We start from the raw sequence: 18,739 nt of genomic DNA on the forward strand, positions 1-18,739 counted from the left end.
GACGTCAGGCTTCCGGAACCGGGTCCGGGGTCGGTCGGGGTCGGTGGAGCGCGAGTGGCAGCGCGACGACGGAGACCGCCGCGACCACCCAGAAGGCCTGCTCGAAGGACGCGCGGACCGCCAGCAGGCCGACCAGGACCGAGCCTGCCGCCGTGCCTGCGTCGAAGCCGACGTTCCAGACGGCGCTCGCCAGGTTGTGGTGCCGCCGCGACACGGAGGAGAAGGCGACGACCAGGGTGAGGTTCTGCAGGGTTCCGTAGGCGAGGCCGAGCACCAGCATGGCCACGAGGAACAGCGCCGTGGTGGCCCCGCCGGGCCCCGCCAGCGACCACGCCAGCAGCGCCGACCCGACCGCCGTCGTGGCAGTGAGCGGCGCCAGGAACCGCTCCGCCCCGTGCCGGTCGGCCAGCCGGCCCACCCGCCAGCGTCCCAGCGCCGCGACCAGCCCCATGACCAGGAGCCCGGCCGAGGCCACCAGTCCGTCGGAGACCAGCTGCGGCGCGAAGGTGATGGCCGCGCCGCCCGCGAGGGTGACGGAGAGCAGCAGCAGCGTCGGGCGCGCCAGCCGGCGGCGAGCGGCCCACACCGGGTCGGCCGCATCGTCGGCCCCCGGCGTGGCCGGGGTCACCAGGTCCGGCGCGCTGACACCGAGCGCGCCGCTCAGCCGGATCGCCGCCGGGACAGCCAGCAGGGGCAGGGCGCTGATCGCGAACACCAGGGGGAAGCCGACGTTCAGCGCCAGCCACGGGCCGGCTGGGAGGAGCACCAGGTTGGGGAAGGCGACGGCCAGCCCGTAGGCCCCGATCGCCTCGCCGCGACGGCGAGGATCGACCAGCGCGGCCACGGCGGCGCTACCGGTCACCGTGAGGATGCCGAACCCCATCCCCCGGACCGCCGACAGCGCGAGCACCGGGACCAGCGCATCGCTCGCGGCGTACGCCGCGGCGGGCACCCCCAGCAGCACCATCCCGACCACCAGCACCCGTGACCACCCGAAGCGCAGCAGGGCGCGCGGGACCAGCAGCTGGGTGAGGACGGTCGCGAGCAGCAGCACCCCGTTGACGAGGCCGGCGCCGGCCGCGTCCGCGCCGCCCCGGACGGCCCACAGTGGCGCCACGGGCAGCAGCACGGCGTACCCCGAGAAGCCGAGGAACGTCATCACCACGAGCGGGCGCATGCCGGGCTGCCGCCAGATCGAGGTGTCCACCGGCCAGACCGTAGCCGCCCGGGGGGCGGACTAGCCTCTCCGGCGTGAGCGAGACCAGCCCCACCGCCCGGGCGCTCCGGGTGCTCGAGCTACTCCAGGAACGGCCGGGCATCCGTGCCGACGAGCTGGCCGCCCGGCTGGGGGTCTCCGACCGCGCCACCCGGCGCTACGTCGCGATCCTGCGGGAGGCCGGCATCCCCGTGGAGTCGGCGCGAGGTCCGTACGGCGGCTATCGCCTCGGCCGCGGCCTGCGGCTGCCGCCGCTGGTGTTCAGCGCGGAGGAGGCCCTGGCTCTGGTGATGGCGGTGCTCGACGGCCATCACGACCCCGACGCCGACGACCCTGCCGGGTCCGCGCTCGGGAAGATCGTGCGGGCGCTGCCGGACCCGGTGGCGGCACGGGCCGCGGCGGTCCGGCGTACGGCGGCGGCTGCGCCGGACCGGGGCGCCGCCCGCCCCGATCCCCTGACGACGTCGGAGCTGGTGAGGGCCAGCAGCGACCTGCGGCGGGTGCGGCTGGGCTACCGCTCGGAGGCGGGGACCACCTGGACCCGGGAGGTGGAGCCGTGGGCGATCGTGGTGCGGCACGGGCGGTGGTACCTGCTGTGCCGGGACCTGGAGGCGCAGGCCCGCCGGGCCTACCGGGTGGACCGGGTGAGGTCGGTCGAGGTGCTGGACTCGCCCTTCGTCCGGCCCTCCGGCCTGGACCCGGTCGTGGAGCTGGAGGCCCACCTCGGCTCCGGCTGGGAGTTCGCCGCCGAGGTCCTCATCGAGGCACCGGCGGACCAGGTGAGGTCATGGCTCCCCGCGCACCTGGGTCGGCTGGAGGCCCTCGGGGGGCAGCGGTGCCGGTTGGTCGGCAGCACCAGCAACCTCGGCGAGTACGCCGAGCGGTTGGCGGGGTTGCCGGTCTCGTTCCGGGTCGAGGGCGGCCCCGAGCTGCGCGCAGCCGTGCAGGAGGTCGGCGCGCGGATGACGGCTGCCGTCGAGGAGTGAGGTGGCGGCCTATGTCCGTCGGTGGAAGCTGATCCGCCCGGTTGGGGTGGTGTGGGTGGTGTAGCGGCGGTCGTGGGCGAGCCGGTGGTGCCTCGGACAGAGCAGGCGGGCGTTGGTGAGGTCGGTGGGGCCGCCGACCGACCAGGGCAGGTCGTGGTGGGCGTCGCAGACGGAGGCGGGGAGGCCGCAGCCCTCGGTGGTGCAGCCGCGGTCGCGGGCGGTGAGGGCGCGGCGTTGGGCGGGGGTGAACAGGCGCCGCCCACCAGCCGGTGGGTCCCACGGTGCGCGACACGGTGTGCCTGTGGGAGGCGGAACCCGGAGGCTCCCGGCCCGAACCCACGGTGCCGCATCACTGGTTCGAACCTGGTCCCAACCTAGACCCCACCACTGACAACCCCGCCCGGTTCGGTCTTGGCACGACCCCGCGACCTGACCAGACTGGTGAGGTGCTGCGATCCCCGGTCAGGCTGGTCGTGCTCGTCGCGGTGATCACGGCTGCAGGGTGCTCGGTCGCACCAGACACCGCGCCCGGAGAGCAGACCCGGCGCGACACCTCGGGCGGGGCGGATCGGGCCGCGCTGGCAGGGCGGGCGGCCCACACGATGACGGCGCTTCCGAACGGAGATCTCCTGGTCGCCGGAGGTTGTGACACGGACGGGTGCGCTGCCGCGACGAACTCGGCGTTCCTGCTGTCAGGGACCTCGCTGGACGAGGTCGATGACCTCGCGCAGGCGCGCGACTCCCACACTGCAGTCGCCCTGCCTGGTGGTCGGGTGCTGGTGGCGGGAGGTTTCGCCGGGGAGGGCCGACCACCGCTGGCCAGCGCGGAGGTCTTCGACCCGGTCACAGGGACCTGGGACACCACCGGATCGCTGCGCGAGGGCCGCGGTGGCCACGCCGCGGCCCTTCTCGGCGACGGCCGGGTCCTCGTGGCCGGGGGCTGGGTGGGTCCCTCGACCTACACCAGCACGACCGAGATCTACGACCCGGTGACGGGTGACTTCACGGCCGGTCCACGGCTCCCGGTAGCGGCCGACGGACTCGCGGCGACACCCCTGGGCGACGGGTGTGTGCTCGTCGTCGGTGGTCAGTCACGATCGCAGGTGGCCACGGACCGAGCAGTCACCGTCTGCCCCGACGGGTCGCTCCGCGAGGTCGGGAGTCTGCAGACCGCGCGCTTCAAGCACGGCGCGACGGCGCTCGACTCCGGCGAGGTGCTCGTGGTCGGCGGTACCCCCGACGACGAGGCGCTGCTCACCAGCACCGAGCTGTACGACCCCCGGACCCGACGCTTCCGGCCCGGTCCCGAGCTGCTGGCGGGGAGGTACAAGCTGACCGACGCGGTGGCGACGCTGCCCGACGGTCGTGTGGCGGTCGCCGGCGGCGGCAACGGCGTGGAGCTGATCGACATCGGCGCCGGGATCACCACGGACGTCGACGCACTCGGTCGCCGCACGCGGTCCTTCTCGACGGTGGGAGTGACCGACGGTCAGCTCGTCGTGGTCGGCGGCTACGACGAGTCGATCCGGCTCACCCACACCTACCTCACGCTGCCCGTCACTGATCTCTGAAGACCGGCTTCCCGGGCACCGCCACCCGTCACGCGGGTGAGGCGGAGGCGGTCGACAGAGGGCTACTGTCCCGGCATGCCCGACTTCACGTGGCTGCCGGCCAACCAGGCAGCGACCGAGGACGTCCTGGCCCTGTTCGCCACGGGCGGCGCCCGTCGGTGCCGGTGCCAGGCGATGAAGGTGCCCGGCTGGATCTGGCGCGACACCACCCAGGAGGAGCGGGACGCCGCCCTGCTGGAGCAGACCGCCTGCGGCACGCCGGGTCCGACGTCAGGGCTGGTCGGGTACGTCGGTGGCGAAGCGGCCGGGTGGGTGGCGGTCGAGCCACGCGAGAAGTACCCCCGGCTGTGGAGTCGCAAGCAGCCGTGGATGCGGATGGACCCCGAGCTCGAGGGCGTGTGGTCGGTCACCTGCTTCGTCGTCCGCAAGGGCTTTCGCCGGTCGGGGCTGACCTACGAGCTGGCCCGGGCCACCGTCGAGTACGGCGAGCAGGTCGGCGCCCGCGTGCTGGAGGGCTACCCCATGGAGCCGGCGCCCGGTAAGACCGTGATCTGGGACGAGGCGTCGGTGGGGCTGGGGCAGGTGTTCGTCGAGGCCGGCTACGAGGTGGTGGCCTCCCCCACCCTCCGGCGACGCGTGGTGCGACGGCGAGTCGGGGGCGACTGACCGGCCCGTGGCTCAGGTCAGGAGCCGTGTGACGTGCGTGCCAGTCGGCGGCGCGCTGCCAGCCTCACCTGCCCCACAGCTCGTGGGGGTGGGGCCCGGGGCGGAAGCCCTCGGACTCGGCCAGGTGGACGACTGCCCGGAAGCCGCGGGCCACGGAGGCCGGGTCGTGCGCATCGCTGCCGAAGCTCACGGCCTGCCCACCCTCCTCCCGCCACCACCGGAGCAGGAGCCGGTGCAACGGCACCCGCGTGCTCACCTCGAGTGCCCGTCCCGAGGACGCGACCGCGCGAAGCGTCTCTCGAAAATCGTGCTCGAAGTCGTGGGGATCGAACGGGGCCGCGTGGGAAGGCCAGCTCCGGAGGGGATAGTCGATGTGGGCCAGGACCTCGAAGTGGCCGTCCGAGCTCGCGAGATCGACCACCTCAGCCAGGTAGCGGCGCAGCACCTCGGCGGCTCCGAGTCGGGGGAAGAGCCCAGGAGGCTCGGCGTACTCACTGCCGCTCGGCAGGCTGTGGACTGAGCCGAGCACCCGGTCGAAGTCGCCGCGACGCAGGACGTCGCCCACCTGTGGGGCGTGCCGGTGTGGCTCACCGAGCTCGAGGCCGCTCAGGACCCGGAGCTCGGGGAAGCGATCCCGGCACTCCTCCACGGCAGCCAGGTAACCCTCGACGTCGAAGGCGGGGGGACGCAGCAACCCGTCTTCACTCATGCGCGTGAGGTGGTCCTCGGGCGCCAGGAGCTCCGTGGCCACCCGCCACACGGTGTGGTCCACATGCTCGGTGAACGCGATGGCCGGGAGGCCCAGGTCGACGGCGCGACGACACGACTCCGCCATCGAGCCGCCCGGCGCATCCCACGACCACTCGCTGTGCACGTGGCTGTCGGCAGGCAGCGTCACGCGCCCACCGTAGGCATCGAGACCATGCCCCGCCAGCGCCGACTGACCGCAGCCGGGTGACCGACACGGCAGCATGGGTTGCATGGAGGCCCGCGACCGGCTCGAGGCCGAACGCGCACGAGTGTTGCGGCGGCTCGGCAACCTCACCGAGGACTTCGACGCCGTCGTCGCGGCGTCGCGGGACACCAACGCTGACGACGAGCACGACCCCGAGGGCGCCACCATCGCCTTCGAGCGCTCGCAGGTCTCGGCGCTGGTGCAGCAGGCTCGGCACCACCTGGCGGAGATCGACGCCGCCGTACGCCGGGTCGAGGCCGGCAGCTACGGGACGTGCGAGGCGTGCGGCGGGTCGATCGGCGCCGAGCGGCTCGAAGCCCGACCCGTGGCTCGGACCTGCATCAGGTGCGCCGGCGCGCGTCGATGAGGGTGCGGAGCCCATTCACGACCCGGCCACGCGCTCGCGCAGCCCGGCGGCCATCCCCGCGATGGTGAGCAGGTCGACCAGCCCGCCGGCCGTCCGCGCGAGGAACCGGTGGCGCACCGGCGCGAGCCGGAGCCGGAGGTGGACGCGGGTTCCACCGTCGGACGGCGTCAGCGAGATCGCCCAGCTGACGTCGGTGCGCCCCCGGCGTGAGCTGTAGACGAGCACCGTCGGCGGGTCGACGACCTCCGCCCGGAACCACTCCTCGCGCCCGCCGTAGTCGGGGATGACGTCGCCCACCGCCAGCCCCTGCCACCGCGGCTCGACCCGGCGCAGCGCGCGACGCGAGCGCGGGACGAACCGCTCGACCGGCCGCGGGAGGTACCACCCGGCGCGGTCCTTGCCGAGCTGCACCAGCCAGGGCCAGACCTGGTCGGGCGGCGCCGGCACCGTGAACGCACGGTCCATGACGACGTCCGCCTCGGGGACCAGGTCGTCGCCGACCACGCGGCGGCGTACCTCGTCCGGCGTCGGCGCCACCTCCTCCACCCAGCGGGGCCTCATGCTCCGAACCTAGCCGCCGCGTTCCGGCCGCCGATCGTCCGGAACCTGTTCTACGGTGACCGCGCACCCGACACGGAGGAGACCGCCATGGACATCGTGCTGGTCCCGGGCCTGTGGCTGAACGCCGCATCTTGGGACGACGTGACCCCCCACCTCGAGCAAGCCGGCCACCGCGCCCACCCGCTCACCCTGCCGGGCATGGAGAGCCCGAGAGCCGACCGGGACGGCATCACCCTCGACGACCACGTCGACGCGGTCGTGGCTGCGCTCGACGCAGCGGACGCTCCGGTGCTGCTGGTCGGCCACTCCGTCGGGAGCGGCATCGCCCACGCCGCGCTCGACCGCCGGCCCGACCGGGTGGCGCGGGCGGTCCACGTCGGCGGGTTCCCCAGCGAGGACGGCCAGCCGCTCCTCGCCGGGCTGGAGGCGAAGGACGGCGAGGTGGCGATGCCCGACTGGAAGGCGATCGGCGAGGAGGCCAACGTCGCCGACCTCGACGACGACGCGCTCGCGCGCCTGTACGCCCACGCCATCCCGGTCCCCGAGCCGGTCATCACCACGCCGGTGCGACTGACCGACGAGCGGCGCTACACGGTGCCGGTGACCAGCGTCTGCCCGGAGTACACCGCGGCCGACCTGCGCGGCTGGGTCGAGGAGGGCCACCTCCCCGAGCTGGCGGCGATCCGCGACGTCACCTACGTCGACCTGCCCGGCGGCCACTGGCCCCAGCTGACGCAGCCGGAGGCGCTGGCGCGGGTGGTCCTCGAGGCGGCGGACCTCACGTGAGGTCGAGGCGCATCAGGACACGGGGGAAGCCACCGGCCACCGCCTCGGTGCGGGCCGCGAGGTGGAAGCCGGCGCGCTCGAAGACCGCGCGGGTACCGACGTAGGCCATCGTCAGGTCGACCTTCTCGCCCCGGTTGTCGACCGGGTATCCCTCGACCGCCGGAGCCCCCTGGGAGCGGGCGTAGTCGACGGCGCCGGCCACCAGCGCGTGAGAGACGCCGCGGCCGCGATGACCGGGCCGCACCCGGATGCACCAGAGCGACCACACCGCGAGGTCGTCGACGTGGGGGATCGTGCGCGACCGGGCGTAGGGCAGCTCGGCACGAGGGGCGACGGCGGCCCAGCCCACGACCTGATCCCCGTCGTAGGCCAGCACACCCGGTGCCACCGGGCGGCGGGTGAGCTCCTCGACGTACGCCCCGCGCTCGGGCCCGACGAGGGACTTGTTCACGGCGGCGGGGATGCGGTGGCTGAGGCACCAGCAGACGCTGGCCGTGGGGCTCTTCGGCCCGATCACGGTCGCGAGGTCCGGGAAGCGGTCGTGGGTCGCGGGCACCACGGTGACGGTCATGGTCGACCGCCGGCCCTCACGACCAGGTCGACCCGGTCGCCGTCGCCGATGCCCTCCGCCATCGACTCAGGTCCGCGCCTCGACCCAGGCCCGGACCAGTCCCTGCAGGGCGTCGACCTTGGCTGCGAGGTCGTCGGCGTCGGCGAACTTCGCGACCCGCGAGGTGTCACCCTCGCCCTCGAGCAGACCGGCGGGGTCGGGCAGCGAGGCGCCCTGGTGGAACATCAGCGAGACGTGCTTCCTCGCCTTCGGGTAGAAGGAGGCGATGTTGCCCTCGAAGACGAAGGTCGGAGCCTGCCACTTGATCGTCTCGGTCACGCGGTCGTCGCTGGCCAGGACGGCGTCCCGTACCGCCTGCACGAGCGGTTTCTGCGGGTTGTCATAGGTCGCGAACCACGCGTCGACCTCCGGGCTCCTCCGGCCTGCCATGTCCTCCATGATGACAGCGTGCCGACGTGCCCGTGGTCAGGTGATACCCGAGGAGGGGCTGGCCCGCCCGGCCTCGCGCTGTCGCCAGCTGTCAAGCCGCCGCAGCGCGGGGGCGGCCGTCACCCCGTGCACCACGATGCTGCACAGCACGGCGGCTGACGCGGTCGCCCACATCAGCTCCTGGTCGCCGAACGGTGCCTGCCCGATGCCGTAGGCCAGGTAGTAGAACGCCGCGATGCCGCGGACGCCGAAGAACGCCTTGGCCGAGCGCTCCCACCAGCTGCCCTCGCAGCCGATGAGGGAGAGCCCCCCGACCACCGGGCGGATGACCACGACCAGCAGGACCGCGACCAGCAGGGCCTCCCAGGTGAGCGGCGCCAGCAGCCCGGACCCGCACGCCACGCCGAACATCAGCAGCGCCACCATCGTGAGCAACCGCTCGATCTGGTGGGAGAACTCGTGGAGGTCGGCGTGGTAGCGGGAGTCCCGCTCGTAGCCGCGGATCGTCAGCCCGGTGACGAAGACGCCGATGAAGCCCCACCCGTGCGCGGCCTCCACCAGCCCGTAGCTCGCGAAGGTCGCCGACAGCGCCAGGATCCCCTCGTTCGACTCCGCGAGGCCCGGCCACTTGCGGAACGCCAGCCAGGCGAAAGCACGCCCCACGGCGATCCCGAGGAACACCCCGATCAGGACCCGACCCACCAGGTCCCAGGCAACCCACCGGAGGATCCACGAGCCGACCTCACCGTTGCCGGTGCCCGTGCCGGTGAGCAGGATGGCGGCGTACACAAAGGGGAAGGCCAGTCCGTCGTTGAGGCCCGCCTCGGAGGTCAGGCCACGGCGGACGACGTCCTCGTCCTCGCTGTTGGGGCCCGCGACCCGGACCTCACCGGCCAGCACGGGGTCGGTCGGCGCCAGCGCCGCGGCCAGCAGCAGCGCCGCCGCCGGGGCCAGTCCCAGCAGGCCCCAGCCCAGCAGGGCGACCGCCGCGATCGTCAGCGGCATCGCGAGGCCCAGCAGCCGCCAGGTCGACGCCCAGGAACGCCACCCGGCGGGTCGGTCGATGGCCAAGCCGGCGCCCATCAGCGCGACCACCACGGTCACCTCGGTGAGCCGCTCGATGAGGACGCGGTTGTCCTCCGGAAGCAGTCCCGGCAGGGGCAGGGGGAGCACGCCGGCAGCGATCCCGACTGCCACGAAGGCCATCGCGGTGGAGATCATGCGGGACCGCGCGAGCGGCACCACCCCGGCCAGGAACAACCCCGTGCCCGCGACGATGTAGGTCGTGACGTCGGTGTCCACGCTCCTCCTCCCCTGAGACGACCGGTAGCGGCGGCGACCGCTGGAGCCACTCCATCACGGCGGGCCAGCCCCGCCACTCGGTCCCGCTCAGTCCTCGCCCTGCTCGGCCGGGGGTGTCGACGGCTGGAGGTTCTCGCAGAGGAACGGGCCGCGACCGCCGCCGGAGTGGTAGGGCCAGGTCCGGTCCTGGGCGCGCAGCAGGATGCGGTGACCCGCGACCTGGGCCTGGGTGTACATCTCACCGGGCTGCGGACAGCCCAGCGCGCCGTCGTTCCACGTCACGGCCTCGGACTCGACGACCTCGATCTCACCGGGCGCCACCACGAGGCGGGACGCGAGGTCGGCAACCGCCTCGTCGACCGGACCCACCCGGTCCTCGCTCGAGCTCGTCACGGGGTCCTCCGGGGTCGGTTGCCGTGCCCGCGTGTCGTCGCCACAGCTGCCGAGGACGAGCACCGCCGCGGCCAGCACCGCCAGCCTGGTGTGCATGGGCCTTGCCTACCACGGCCGGCGCGCGCTTCCCGACGGGTTCGCGGACCACCCCTCGGACCCCGCCTTGCCGCTCCACGTTGGATCGATCTAACGTGATGTCGCTCACCCTTCCCCTTCCCCACCCCCTCGTTCTCGGAGTCTCGGATGCCTCGACGCCCCTCCCTCCTGTCCAGCCTGATCGCCACGGCGGTCGTCCTGCCGGTCCTGGCAGTGACGTCACCGGCGGCAGCCGACCACACCACCGCCCCCGACCGGGTCACCGTGATGGGCACCGTGATGGACGAGCTCGGATGCGGTGCCGACTGGGACGAGAGCTGCTCGGCGACCGACATGTCCCTCGCCGAGGACGGCAGCTGGGAGCTGGTCGGGGAGCTGCCGGCCGGTGAGTACCGGTGGAAGGTGCGGCTCGACGGCAGCTGGGACGAGAACTACGGCGCGGGCGGCAAGGCCGACGGGCCCGACGCGGTCTTCGTCCTCGAGGAGTCCGCCCGGCTGCGCTTCACCTACGACCACGCGTCCCACCGGATCGCGGTGGCGCCGGCCGAGCTCGGCGGTCCGGTCGGTCCCGGTGACCGCGCCCTCGCGCAGGACAGCCTCCGCAACGACCTGACCCGTGAGCAGTTCTACTTCGTCATGGCCGACCGCTTCGAGAACGGGGACCCGAGCAACGACGACGCCGGCATCGAGGGCGGGCGGCTGCAGTCCGGCTACGACCCGACCGCCACGGGCTTCTACCACGGCGGCGACCTGCAGGGCATCCTCGACCGCCTCGACTACATCGAGGGGCTCGGCACCACGGCGATCTGGCTCACCCCGTCGTTCAAGAACAAGCCGGTGCAGGGCGACCCGGGCAGCGAGTCGGCCGGGTACCACGGCTACTGGATCACCGACTTCACCCAGATCGACCCGCACCTGGGCAGCAACGAGGAGATGCGCGCGCTCGTCGACGCGGCCCACGACCGGGGGATGAAGGTCTTCTTCGACATCATCACCAACCACACCGCCGACGTGATCACCTACGACCGGGGCGAGTACGACGCCAACGGCAACCTGCCCTACGTCTCCACCGAGGCCGAGCCCTACCGCGACGCCGACGGCAACGCCTTCGACGACCGCGACCACGCCGACGGTGACCCGCCGTTCCCGCCGGTCGACCTCGACTCCTTCCCCTACCGGCCGCAGGTGCCGCCCGGCGAGGAGGACGCGAAGGTCCCCGCGTGGCTCAACGACCCCACGCTCTACCACAACCGTGGGACCTCGACCTTCGCCGGCGAGAGCAACACCTACGGCGACTTCCCCTCCGGCCCCTACTCCTCGCTCGACGACCTCTGGACCGAGCACCCGCAGGTCGTCGACGGGATGACCGACATCTACCGGACGTGGGTGCGCGAGGTCGGGATCGACGGCTTCCGGATCGACACCGTCAAGCACGTCAACACCGAGTTCTGGCAGCAGTTCGCCCCTGCCCTCACCGACTATGCGGCCGAGCAGGGCAACGACGACTTCTTCATGTTCGGCGAGGTCTACGACGCCAACCCCGAGTTCGTCTCGCAGTACACCACCGAGGGCCGCCTGCAGGCCGCCGCCGACTTCGGCTTCCAGGCCAGTGCCACCGGCTTCGCGAAGGGAGCCGCCACCACGGGGCTGCGCGACTTCTTCGCCTCCGACGACTGGTTCACCGACGCCGACTCCAACGCCTACCAGCTGCCGACCTTCCTCGGGAACCACGACATGGGACGCATCGGCAGCTTCCTGCGCCAGAACGACGGGAGCTGGTCGGAGCAGGAGATCCTCGACCGCGACCGTCTCGCCCACAGCCTCATGTACCTCACCCGCGGCCAGCCGGTCGTCTACTACGGCGACGAGCAGGGATTCTCCGCACCGCCGGACGTGCCGGGCGGCATCGGCGACCAGCGCGCCCGCGAGGACATGTTCCCCAGCCAGGTCGACCTCTACAACGGCTACGACCTGATCGGGTCCGACGACACGACGGCGACCAGCAACTTCCGGACCCGGCGCCCGCTCTACCGCCACCTCGCGACCCTCTCGCAGCTGCGGGAACGCCACCCAGCACTGGCCGACGGTGCCCAGGTCCACCGCTACGCCAGCGAGCGTGCGGGTGTCTACGCGTTCAGCCGGATCGACGCCGGCGAGCAGCGCGAGTACGTCGTGGCCGTCAACAACTCCACCACGGCGAAGTCGGCCAGCTTCGACACCTTCTCCCCGCGGATGCGCTTCCACCGCGTCTGGCCGGATGACCGTCGACGCGGTGGCTCGCTCCGGAGCGACCGCGAGGGGCGCGTCGACGTGACCGTCCCGCCGCTGGGCTTCCGCGTCTGGCGGGCCAACCGCGCGGTCCGCGCCGACCACACTGCACCCGCGCCGAGCTTCACCTCCCCGACAGCCGGCGGGGTCGTCGGTGGTCGCGCCGAGGTCGGGGTCGGCGTCGACAGCGACTCCTTCGTGCAGACGACCCTCGCGTGGCGGCCGGTCGGCGCCGACGAGTGGCAGGTGCTCGGGACCGACGACCAGGCGCCGTACCGGGTCTTCCACGACGTCCGCGACCTCGCCGACGGGACTCTCGTCGAGTACCGCGCGGTCACGGAGGACGCCGACGGAGACCTCGGCGCGGCCCAGACGTACGCGCTCGTGGGTGAGCCCGCCGACGACGGCGAGCCCGGTGGCGGGGGCCCCGTCACCCAGCCCGGTGCGGTGTCGGTGCCCGGAAGCTTCAACAGCGAGCTCGGCTGCACCGGCGGCGCGGGTGGCGACTGGGATCCCGCATGCCCGGCGATCGACCTCGCCCTCGACGCCAACGACCAGGTCTGGTCGGCGACCTTCGACGGTGAGCAGACGATCCCCGCCGGCACCTACGGCTACAAGGCCGCCATCGACGACTCGTGGGACGAGAACTACGGGGCCGGCGGCGTCCGCGACGGCAGCAACATCGAGCTGGCGGCCGACGGTGGGCCGATCACGTTCTGGTACAGCCACGCCACGAACTGGGTCACCAACAGCATCGAGACCCCTCACCTCTTCACGGCGCCCGGCAGCTACCAGAGCGAGATCGGCTGCTCCGGTGACTGGCAACCGGACTGCCTGCGCTCCTGGCTGCAGGACCCCGACGGCGACGGGGTGTGGAGCTTCCGCACCGAGCAGGTCTCGCCGGGGAGCTATGAGGTCAAGGCAGCCCAGGACCGCAGCTGGGACACCAACTGGGGTGCCGGCGGTGAGCCCGGTGGCGCCAACATCCCCTTCACCGTCGCGGACGGCGAGGGCGTGGAGTTCCGCTTCGACGAGGCCACCAAGGTGCTGACCGTCGAGACCTACCCGGCCCAGGGCGGCGGCGGTGGCGGCGGCGAGCCCGACCTGACCGGCGCCGCGGCCCACTGGCTCTCGCGCGACACGGTCGCGTGGGACCTGCCCGCGGCGCGGCAGGGATGGACCTACCGCCTGCACGCGGCCCCCCGCGGCGGCCTCGAGACCGACGCGGAGGCGGTCACCGGTGGCCGGTCCTGGCCGCTCCGGCTCGACCCGGACGGTCTCCCCGCGTCGATGCGCGAGGAGTTCCCCCACCTCGCCGGCTTCGAGGCCCTGCAGCTCTCGCACCGGGCTGCCCGGCGCGCCGAGCGCCTGCTCCGCGGCCAGCTCGCGGTCGCGGCCTACGACGACCTCGGGCGGCTGCGGCGGGCGACCGGCGTCCAGGTGCCGGGCGTGCTCGACGACGTCTACGCCCGCGCGACCCGCGCCGACCTCGGCGTCACCTGGCGTGGGGACTCGCCGCGGTTCGCCGTCTGGGCCCCGACCGCCAAGGACGTCGACCTGCTGGTCCGCCCGTCCGGTGCCGGCCAGCGGCGGGTTGCGATGCAGAGGCGACGCAACGGCACCTGGACCCTGCGGGGCGACGCAGCCTGGGACCGGGCGCGCTACGCCTACGACGTGCGGGTCTACGCCCCCGGCGAGGGCGCGGTCGTCGACAACGTCGTCACCGACCCCTACTCGCTGGCGCTGACCGCCGACTCCCGGCGCTCGGTCGTGGTGGACCTCGACGACCGCGACCTGGCGCCGCGGGGCTGGGAGTCGCTGACCAAGCCGGCGCTCGCGCAGCCGGAGGACACCTCGGTCTACGAGCTCCACGTGCGCGACTTCTCGGCGACCGACGAGACCGTCCCGGAGCCCGACCGGGGCACCTACCGCGCTTTCACGCGGACCGGCAGCGACGGCATGGGGCACCTCCGGTCGCTGGCAGACGCCGGCCTCACCACGGTCCACCTGCTGCCGACCTACGACCTCGCGACGGCGCCGGAGCGTCGGTCCGACCAGGCCCGCCCCGCCTGTGACCTGCCCTCGTTCGGCCCGGCGGCCACCGAGCAGCAGGCCTGCATCGGTGAGGTCCGCGAGGACGACGCGTTCAACTGGGGCTACGACCCGTGGCACTACACGACGCCGGAGGGCTCCTACAGCAGCGACCCGGACGGCACGGCCCGGACCCGGGAGTACCGGTCGATGGTGCAGGCGCTCAACCGCAGCGGGCTGCGGGTCGTGGCCGACGTCGTCTACAACCACACCTTCGCGTCCGGGCAGGACCCGAAGTCGGTGCTCGACCGGATCGTGCCGGGCTACTACCACCGGCTCGACGTCACCACCGGGGAGGTCGCGACGTCCACGTGCTGCCCCAACACCGCCTCGGAGCACGCGATGATGGAGAAGCTGATGGTCGACTCCGTGCTCACGTGGGCGCGGGACTACAAGCTCGACGGCTTCCGGTTCGACCTGATGGGTCACCACTCGCTGGCCACGATGCAGCGCATCCGCGAGGAGCTCGACCGGCTGACCGTGCGCCGGGACGGCGTCGACGGCCAGTCGATCTACGTCTACGGGGAGGGCTGGAACTTCGGCGAGGTGGCCGACGGCGCCCGCTTCGTGCAGGCCACGCAGCCGAACCTGGCGGGCACCGGGATCGGGTCCTTCAACGACCGGATGCGCGACGCCGTCCACGGCGGCAGCCCCTTCGACACCGACCCCCGGATCCAGGGCTTCGGCACCGGGCTGGTCAGCGACCCCAACGGTTCCGACGCCAACGGCGACGAGGTCTCCCAGCGCGAGCGGCTGCTCTACTACCAGGACCGGATCAAGGTCGGGCTCGCCGGGAACCTGCGTGACTACGCCTTCGTGGACCGCACCGGCAACCAGACCACCGGCGGGGAGCTCGACCAGACGGGGTACGCCGCCGACCCGGCCGAGACCGTCAACTACGTCGACGCACACGACAACCAGACGCTGTTCGACCTGACCGCGCTGAAGATGGATCCCGCCGCCACCCGCGAGGAACGGGCGCGCATGAACACGGTGTCGCAGGCGACCGTCGCCCTCTCCCAGGGGGTCGCGTTCTGGCACGCCGGCACCGACCTGCTGCGTTCGAAGTCGCTGGACCGCGACTCCTACGACTCCGGCGACTGGTTCAACCGCGTCGACTGGAGCGGCGAGGAGAACACCTTCGGGTCCGGGCTGCCGCCCGCGTGGCGCAACGAGGAGTCGTGGAGCTTCCACCGGCCGCTGCTCGAGCGGGCCGGCGACGTACGTCCGAGCGCCGCCGACATGCGAGCGGCGCGCGACCGGGCGGCCGAGCTCCTCCGGCTGCGCTACGCCTCGCCGCTGTTCCGGCTCGGCAGCGCGGAGGAGATCCAGGCGCGGCTCAGCTTCCCCGACGGCGGCCCCGGACAGCCGCTCGGCGTGATCGTCATGCACGTCGACGACCGCGCCGGCGCCGACCTCGACCCGGAGGTCGAGGAGCTCGTCGTGGTCTTCAACGCCACGCCCGAGGCCACCGAGGTCGCCCTCGAGGGCGACGGTTGGGAGCTCCACCCGGTCCAGGCGGCGGGGTCGGACCCGGTGGTCAAAGAGACCGCCGTGGCCGGTGGCGCGGCCACCGTGCCGGGTCGGACGGTGGCGGTGCTGGCGCGCTGAGGTGCCCCTTACTGGAAGTGTCCGATTTGGCTGGGACTGCGGCGCAGCGAACGCGATGCCGCCATCCGCTCAGCGGCATGAGCGGTCACCACTCCCGCGGGTGTGCGCTGCTGGCTACCTCATCGTTTGCTCGGCCTGATGAGACTCACGGCAATCAGAGCAACGCCCGCGGTGGCGGCGAGCAGCGCGATCCCGTTCCCGATCAGCGCGTGCGTGCCACCGTTCGACACACGGGTCCAGTACCACCACTCGATGCCGGCGACGCACAGCAAAGCCAAGCCTTGCTTCGTCTGGGAACTCACCGCCTAGACCTCGCATATAGGGAAGCTCGCGGTTCACGTCGCACCAGAGCAGGCTACAAACTGCGCGCAGTCGCCGAGCAAGATTCGCGAGAAGCACGCTCATCGGCATGAGCGTGCGCCTCTCCGCAGCCGCATTCGACCAGGAGATAGGACACGCCCAATTAGACGTGCAGGGTGATCTCGGCGTCCTCACGGAGGGAGTCGAGGAGAGCCCTGGCCGCCTCCGACTCCTTCTGCGAGGCGACCTGGGCCTCGAGCTGGGGACGGATCTGCTTCAGCGGCGGCACCTGCTGACCACCCTGGCCGCCGGACTGCTGGGACAGCTGGTCATAGAGCGCGCGGACCTCCTTGTCGGAGGCCGCGACCTCGCCTGCCTCGTCGGCCACGAGCAGGTCGAACCGGGTCTGCTGCGTCGCCTGCTCGTCGATCTCCTCGCTGTCGAGGCCCTGCTTCTCCAGTGCGGACACCAGCTCCTCGGCTGACGCCAGGCCGCTCTGCCCCGCGAGCTCGGTCAGCGTCGCCTCGACCTGCTGGTCGGTGGGGTCGATGCCGCGCCGCTCCGCCTCCTGGGAGAGCAGCTCCTCGTTGACCAGGCTCTGCACGACCTCGTCGGTGAGCTGCTCGGCGCCCGGCTGCTCGCCGCCGCCCGAGGCCTGCGCCTGCCGGGCAAGAGCCTGCTCCCGCGCCCGGTAGGCCTCGACGAAGTCGGCCTCGGGGATCTCGGTGCCGTTGACCTCGGCCACCACGTCGGGGACGTCCGGTACGCCGGCGCTCCCCTCGGCGGCCGGCGCGGGCTCGGAGTCGTCGCGGCTGGCGAGGACACCCCACGCCGTACCGCCTGCCAGGAGCAGGACGAGGGCCAGGGCCAGGGTCTTCTTCAACAACTCACTCACCTCGGTGGGGAAGACAACCCGAGCCACGGTACGGACCCTGCGCAAGGGCGTCACATCGACGGGGGCCGCCCGCGGCGAGGCGTGAGCCGGGTCACGGCGGGGGCGTCCACGACGTGGACGACCCGGAATCCGCGACGGGTACGACGGGTTTCAACCATCGACGGAGCACGACGTACCCGACGGATCGGAGCACTCCTCCCATGATCACCCCCCAGTCCCCCGCCCCTGCCCTCGACCTGCCGCTGGTCTCCGGGGGCAGGTTCCGGCTCAGCGAGCAGCAGCCCGAGGCGTTCACCATGATCGTCTTCTACCGCGGCCTGCACTGCCCGGTGTGCCGCAAGCAGCTCAGCGAGCTCGACCGCAGGCTCGACGACCTGCGTGACGCCGGCCTCGAGGTCGTGGCGGTGAGCGGCGACGACGAGGACCGGGCACGGCGCAGCGTCGAGGACTGGCGACTCGACCGGCTCCCGGTCGCCTACGGGCAGGACGTGGAGTCGATGCGCGAGTGGGGGCTCTTCGTGAGCAAGGCCGTCAAGGACGGCGAGCCGGACCTGTTCGGTGAGCCCGGGATGTTCCTGGTCAAGCCCGACGGCACCGTTTTCTGGCAGGTCCTCTCCTCGATGCCCTTCGCCCGGCCGCACGTCGACGACGTCCTCGCCGGTGTCTCGTTCGTGCTCGAGAACGACTACCCGGCGCGCGGCGAGGCCTGAGGACGGAGCCCGGTCGGTGCCCGGCCGGCCGCTTCAGTCGCGGTCGAGCCGGGCCAGCTCCTCCTCGCTCAGGACCAGGTCGGCCGCGGCGGCCGAGTCGGTGATCGAACCGGGCCGCTTGGCCCCGGGGATCGGGATCACGACCGGCGACTGGGCCAGCTCCCAGGCGAGGGCGACCTGCTGGGCGCTGACCCCGCGGGCCGCGGCGACCTCGGCGAAGGCCGGGTGGTGATCGGCGAGCTCCTTGGCGTCGGCGAGCCCACCGAGCGGGCTCCACGGCAGGAACGCCAGGCCCAGCTCCTCGCACACGTCGATCTCGGGGCGGCTGCTGCGGAAGCGGGGGCTGAACTCGTTCTGAACGCTCACCAGCCGGTCGCCGAGCACCTTGTGGGCCGCGCGGATCTGGTCGGGGTCGGCGTTGGACAGGCCGATCATCCGCACCTTCCCCGTGCCGGCGATCTCCTCCAGGGTGCCGATCACGTCGTCGTAGTCGACGTCGGGATCGGGACGGTGGTGCTGCCACAGCGCGATCTGCTCCACCCCGAGTCGCCGCAGGCTGGCGTCCACGGCGGCGTGCAGGTGTGCCGGGGAGCTGTCGGTGTCCCAGCCGCCGCCCTCGGTCCGGACGTGGCCGCCCTTGGTGGCGAGCACCACGCGGTCGCGGACGCCGAGCTCGTCGAGGATGCCGGCCACCAGGAGCTCGTTGGCGCCCTGGGCGTCGGCGCCCTTCTCCTCGCCGGGGCCGTAGGCGTCGGCGGTGTCGAAGAGGGTGACGCCGGCATCCAGCGCGGCGCGGACGGTGTCGAGCAGCTGCTCGCGTGGCTGGGTGCCGGTCTGGTCGAAGGTCATCAGCCCCATGCCGATCGCCCCCACCTCGATGCGGCCGACGGTCTCGTTCCCGAGGTTGCGTGTGTGCATGGCCCGACCCTACGAGCCCGACCCTGAGGGGGGCACCACAGCGCCCC

Annotated in this window: 18 protein-coding genes; 7 read left to right on the forward strand and 11 right to left on the reverse strand. The window is 72.8% G+C overall.

Annotation, left to right across the window (positions count from 1 at the left end; all coding sequences use genetic code 11):
- Positions 1-4: 4 nt before the first annotated feature.
- Entirely contained in the window at positions 5-1,207 is a 1,203-nt protein-coding gene (locus K6T13_RS16995; RefSeq protein WP_222895694.1) for an MFS transporter, read from the reverse strand.
- Between the two features lie 44 nt (positions 1,208-1,251).
- Here K6T13_RS16995 and K6T13_RS17000 point away from each other — a divergent pair, with 44 nt between their 5' ends.
- Positions 1,252-2,202 carry a helix-turn-helix transcriptional regulator gene (locus tag K6T13_RS17000; RefSeq protein WP_222895695.1) on the forward strand — a complete coding sequence of 317 codons (951 nt, stop codon included), beginning with the start codon at positions 1,252-1,254 and terminating at the stop codon, positions 2,200-2,202.
- A 9-nt stretch (positions 2,203-2,211) separates the two neighbouring features.
- Here K6T13_RS17000 and K6T13_RS17635 read toward each other — a convergent pair whose 3' ends face one another.
- Entirely contained in the window at positions 2,212-2,658 is a 447-nt protein-coding gene (locus K6T13_RS17635) for an HNH endonuclease signature motif containing protein (RefSeq protein ID WP_222898358.1), read from the reverse strand.
- Between K6T13_RS17635 and K6T13_RS17010 the strand changes: the two genes are divergently transcribed.
- Both K6T13_RS17010 and K6T13_RS17015 read left to right on the forward strand, forming a co-directional pair.
- Positions 2,649-3,773, forward strand: coding sequence for a Kelch repeat-containing protein (locus K6T13_RS17010; protein ID WP_222895696.1), 1,125 nt, complete (start codon positions 2,649-2,651; stop codon positions 3,771-3,773). The two genes, K6T13_RS17635 and K6T13_RS17010, sit on opposite strands and share 10 nt — an antisense overlap.
- Before the next feature lie 75 nt (positions 3,774-3,848).
- Positions 3,849-4,439, forward strand: coding sequence for a GNAT family N-acetyltransferase (locus tag K6T13_RS17015; RefSeq protein WP_222895697.1), 591 nt, complete (start codon positions 3,849-3,851; stop codon positions 4,437-4,439).
- Between the two features lie 64 nt (positions 4,440-4,503).
- On the opposite strand, the gene K6T13_RS17020 is transcribed toward K6T13_RS17015, so the two are convergent.
- Positions 4,504-5,337, reverse strand: a complete 834-nt coding sequence (locus K6T13_RS17020) for a PHP domain-containing protein (protein ID WP_222895698.1) — start codon at positions 5,335-5,337, stop codon at positions 4,504-4,506.
- Between the two features lie 82 nt (positions 5,338-5,419).
- On the opposite strand from K6T13_RS17020, the gene K6T13_RS17025 reads away from it, so the two are divergent.
- The gene (locus tag K6T13_RS17025) at positions 5,420-5,761 is read left to right on the forward strand and encodes a TraR/DksA family transcriptional regulator (protein ID WP_222895699.1); all 342 of its coding nucleotides are present in this window, start codon (positions 5,420-5,422) and stop codon (positions 5,759-5,761) included.
- A gap of 15 nt (positions 5,762-5,776) precedes the next feature.
- Here the strand turns inward: K6T13_RS17025 and K6T13_RS17030 are convergent, their stop codons facing one another.
- Positions 5,777-6,322, reverse strand: coding sequence for an SRPBCC family protein (locus K6T13_RS17030; RefSeq protein WP_222895700.1), 546 nt, complete (start codon positions 6,320-6,322; stop codon positions 5,777-5,779).
- An 87-nt stretch (positions 6,323-6,409) separates the two neighbouring features.
- On the opposite strand from K6T13_RS17030, the gene K6T13_RS17035 reads away from it, so the two are divergent.
- Positions 6,410-7,108 (forward strand): alpha/beta fold hydrolase, encoded by a 699-nt coding sequence (locus K6T13_RS17035; protein WP_222895701.1) that lies wholly within the window; start codon positions 6,410-6,412, stop codon positions 7,106-7,108.
- On the opposite strand, the gene K6T13_RS17040 is transcribed toward K6T13_RS17035, so the two are convergent.
- The 4 genes from K6T13_RS17040 to K6T13_RS17055 all read right to left on the reverse strand — a co-directional run bounded on the left by K6T13_RS17040 (position 7,101) and on the right by K6T13_RS17055 (position 9,899).
- Entirely contained in the window at positions 7,101-7,679 is a 579-nt protein-coding gene (locus tag K6T13_RS17040) for a GNAT family N-acetyltransferase (protein ID WP_222895702.1), read from the reverse strand. The genes K6T13_RS17035 and K6T13_RS17040 overlap by 8 nt on opposite strands.
- A gap of 66 nt (positions 7,680-7,745) precedes the next feature.
- Positions 7,746-8,117 (reverse strand): DUF1801 domain-containing protein, encoded by a 372-nt coding sequence (locus tag K6T13_RS17045; RefSeq protein WP_222895703.1) that lies wholly within the window; start codon positions 8,115-8,117, stop codon positions 7,746-7,748.
- A 27-nt stretch (positions 8,118-8,144) separates the two neighbouring features.
- Positions 8,145-9,410: a cation:proton antiporter gene (locus K6T13_RS17050; RefSeq protein WP_249423851.1), complete on the reverse strand. Its 1,266-nt coding sequence runs from the start codon at positions 9,408-9,410 to the stop codon at positions 8,145-8,147.
- 87 nt (positions 9,411-9,497) lie between these two features.
- Complete coding sequence (locus K6T13_RS17055; RefSeq protein WP_222895704.1) at positions 9,498-9,899, reverse strand: hypothetical protein; 402 nt, start codon at positions 9,897-9,899, stop codon at positions 9,498-9,500.
- A gap of 147 nt (positions 9,900-10,046) precedes the next feature.
- Between K6T13_RS17055 and pulA the strand changes: the two genes are divergently transcribed.
- Positions 10,047-15,869, forward strand: a complete 5,823-nt coding sequence (gene pulA, locus K6T13_RS17060) for a pullulanase-type alpha-1,6-glucosidase (protein ID WP_222895705.1) — start codon at positions 10,047-10,049, stop codon at positions 15,867-15,869.
- Positions 15,870-15,988: 119 nt separating this feature from the next.
- Here the strand turns inward: pulA and K6T13_RS17065 are convergent, their stop codons facing one another.
- Positions 15,989-16,171 (reverse strand): hypothetical protein, encoded by a 183-nt coding sequence (locus K6T13_RS17065; RefSeq protein WP_222895706.1) that lies wholly within the window; start codon positions 16,169-16,171, stop codon positions 15,989-15,991.
- Positions 16,172-16,332: 161 nt separating this feature from the next.
- Complete coding sequence (locus K6T13_RS17070; protein ID WP_222895707.1) at positions 16,333-17,091, reverse strand: SurA N-terminal domain-containing protein; 759 nt, start codon at positions 17,089-17,091, stop codon at positions 16,333-16,335.
- A gap of 173 nt (positions 17,092-17,264) precedes the next feature.
- Between K6T13_RS17070 and K6T13_RS17075 the strand changes: the two genes are divergently transcribed.
- Complete coding sequence (locus tag K6T13_RS17075) at positions 17,265-17,774, forward strand: peroxiredoxin-like family protein (protein WP_222895708.1); 510 nt, start codon at positions 17,265-17,267, stop codon at positions 17,772-17,774.
- Positions 17,775-17,807: 33 nt separating this feature from the next.
- Here K6T13_RS17075 and K6T13_RS17080 read toward each other — a convergent pair whose 3' ends face one another.
- A complete protein-coding gene (locus K6T13_RS17080) occupies positions 17,808-18,692 on the reverse strand; it encodes an aldo/keto reductase (protein ID WP_222895709.1) in 885 nt (294 codons plus the stop codon).
- Between the last annotated feature and the right edge of the window lie 47 nt (positions 18,693-18,739).

This window comes from Nocardioides coralli, from assembly GCF_019880385.1.
Classification (GTDB): Bacteria; Actinomycetota; Actinomycetes; order Propionibacteriales; family Nocardioidaceae; genus Nocardioides; species Nocardioides coralli.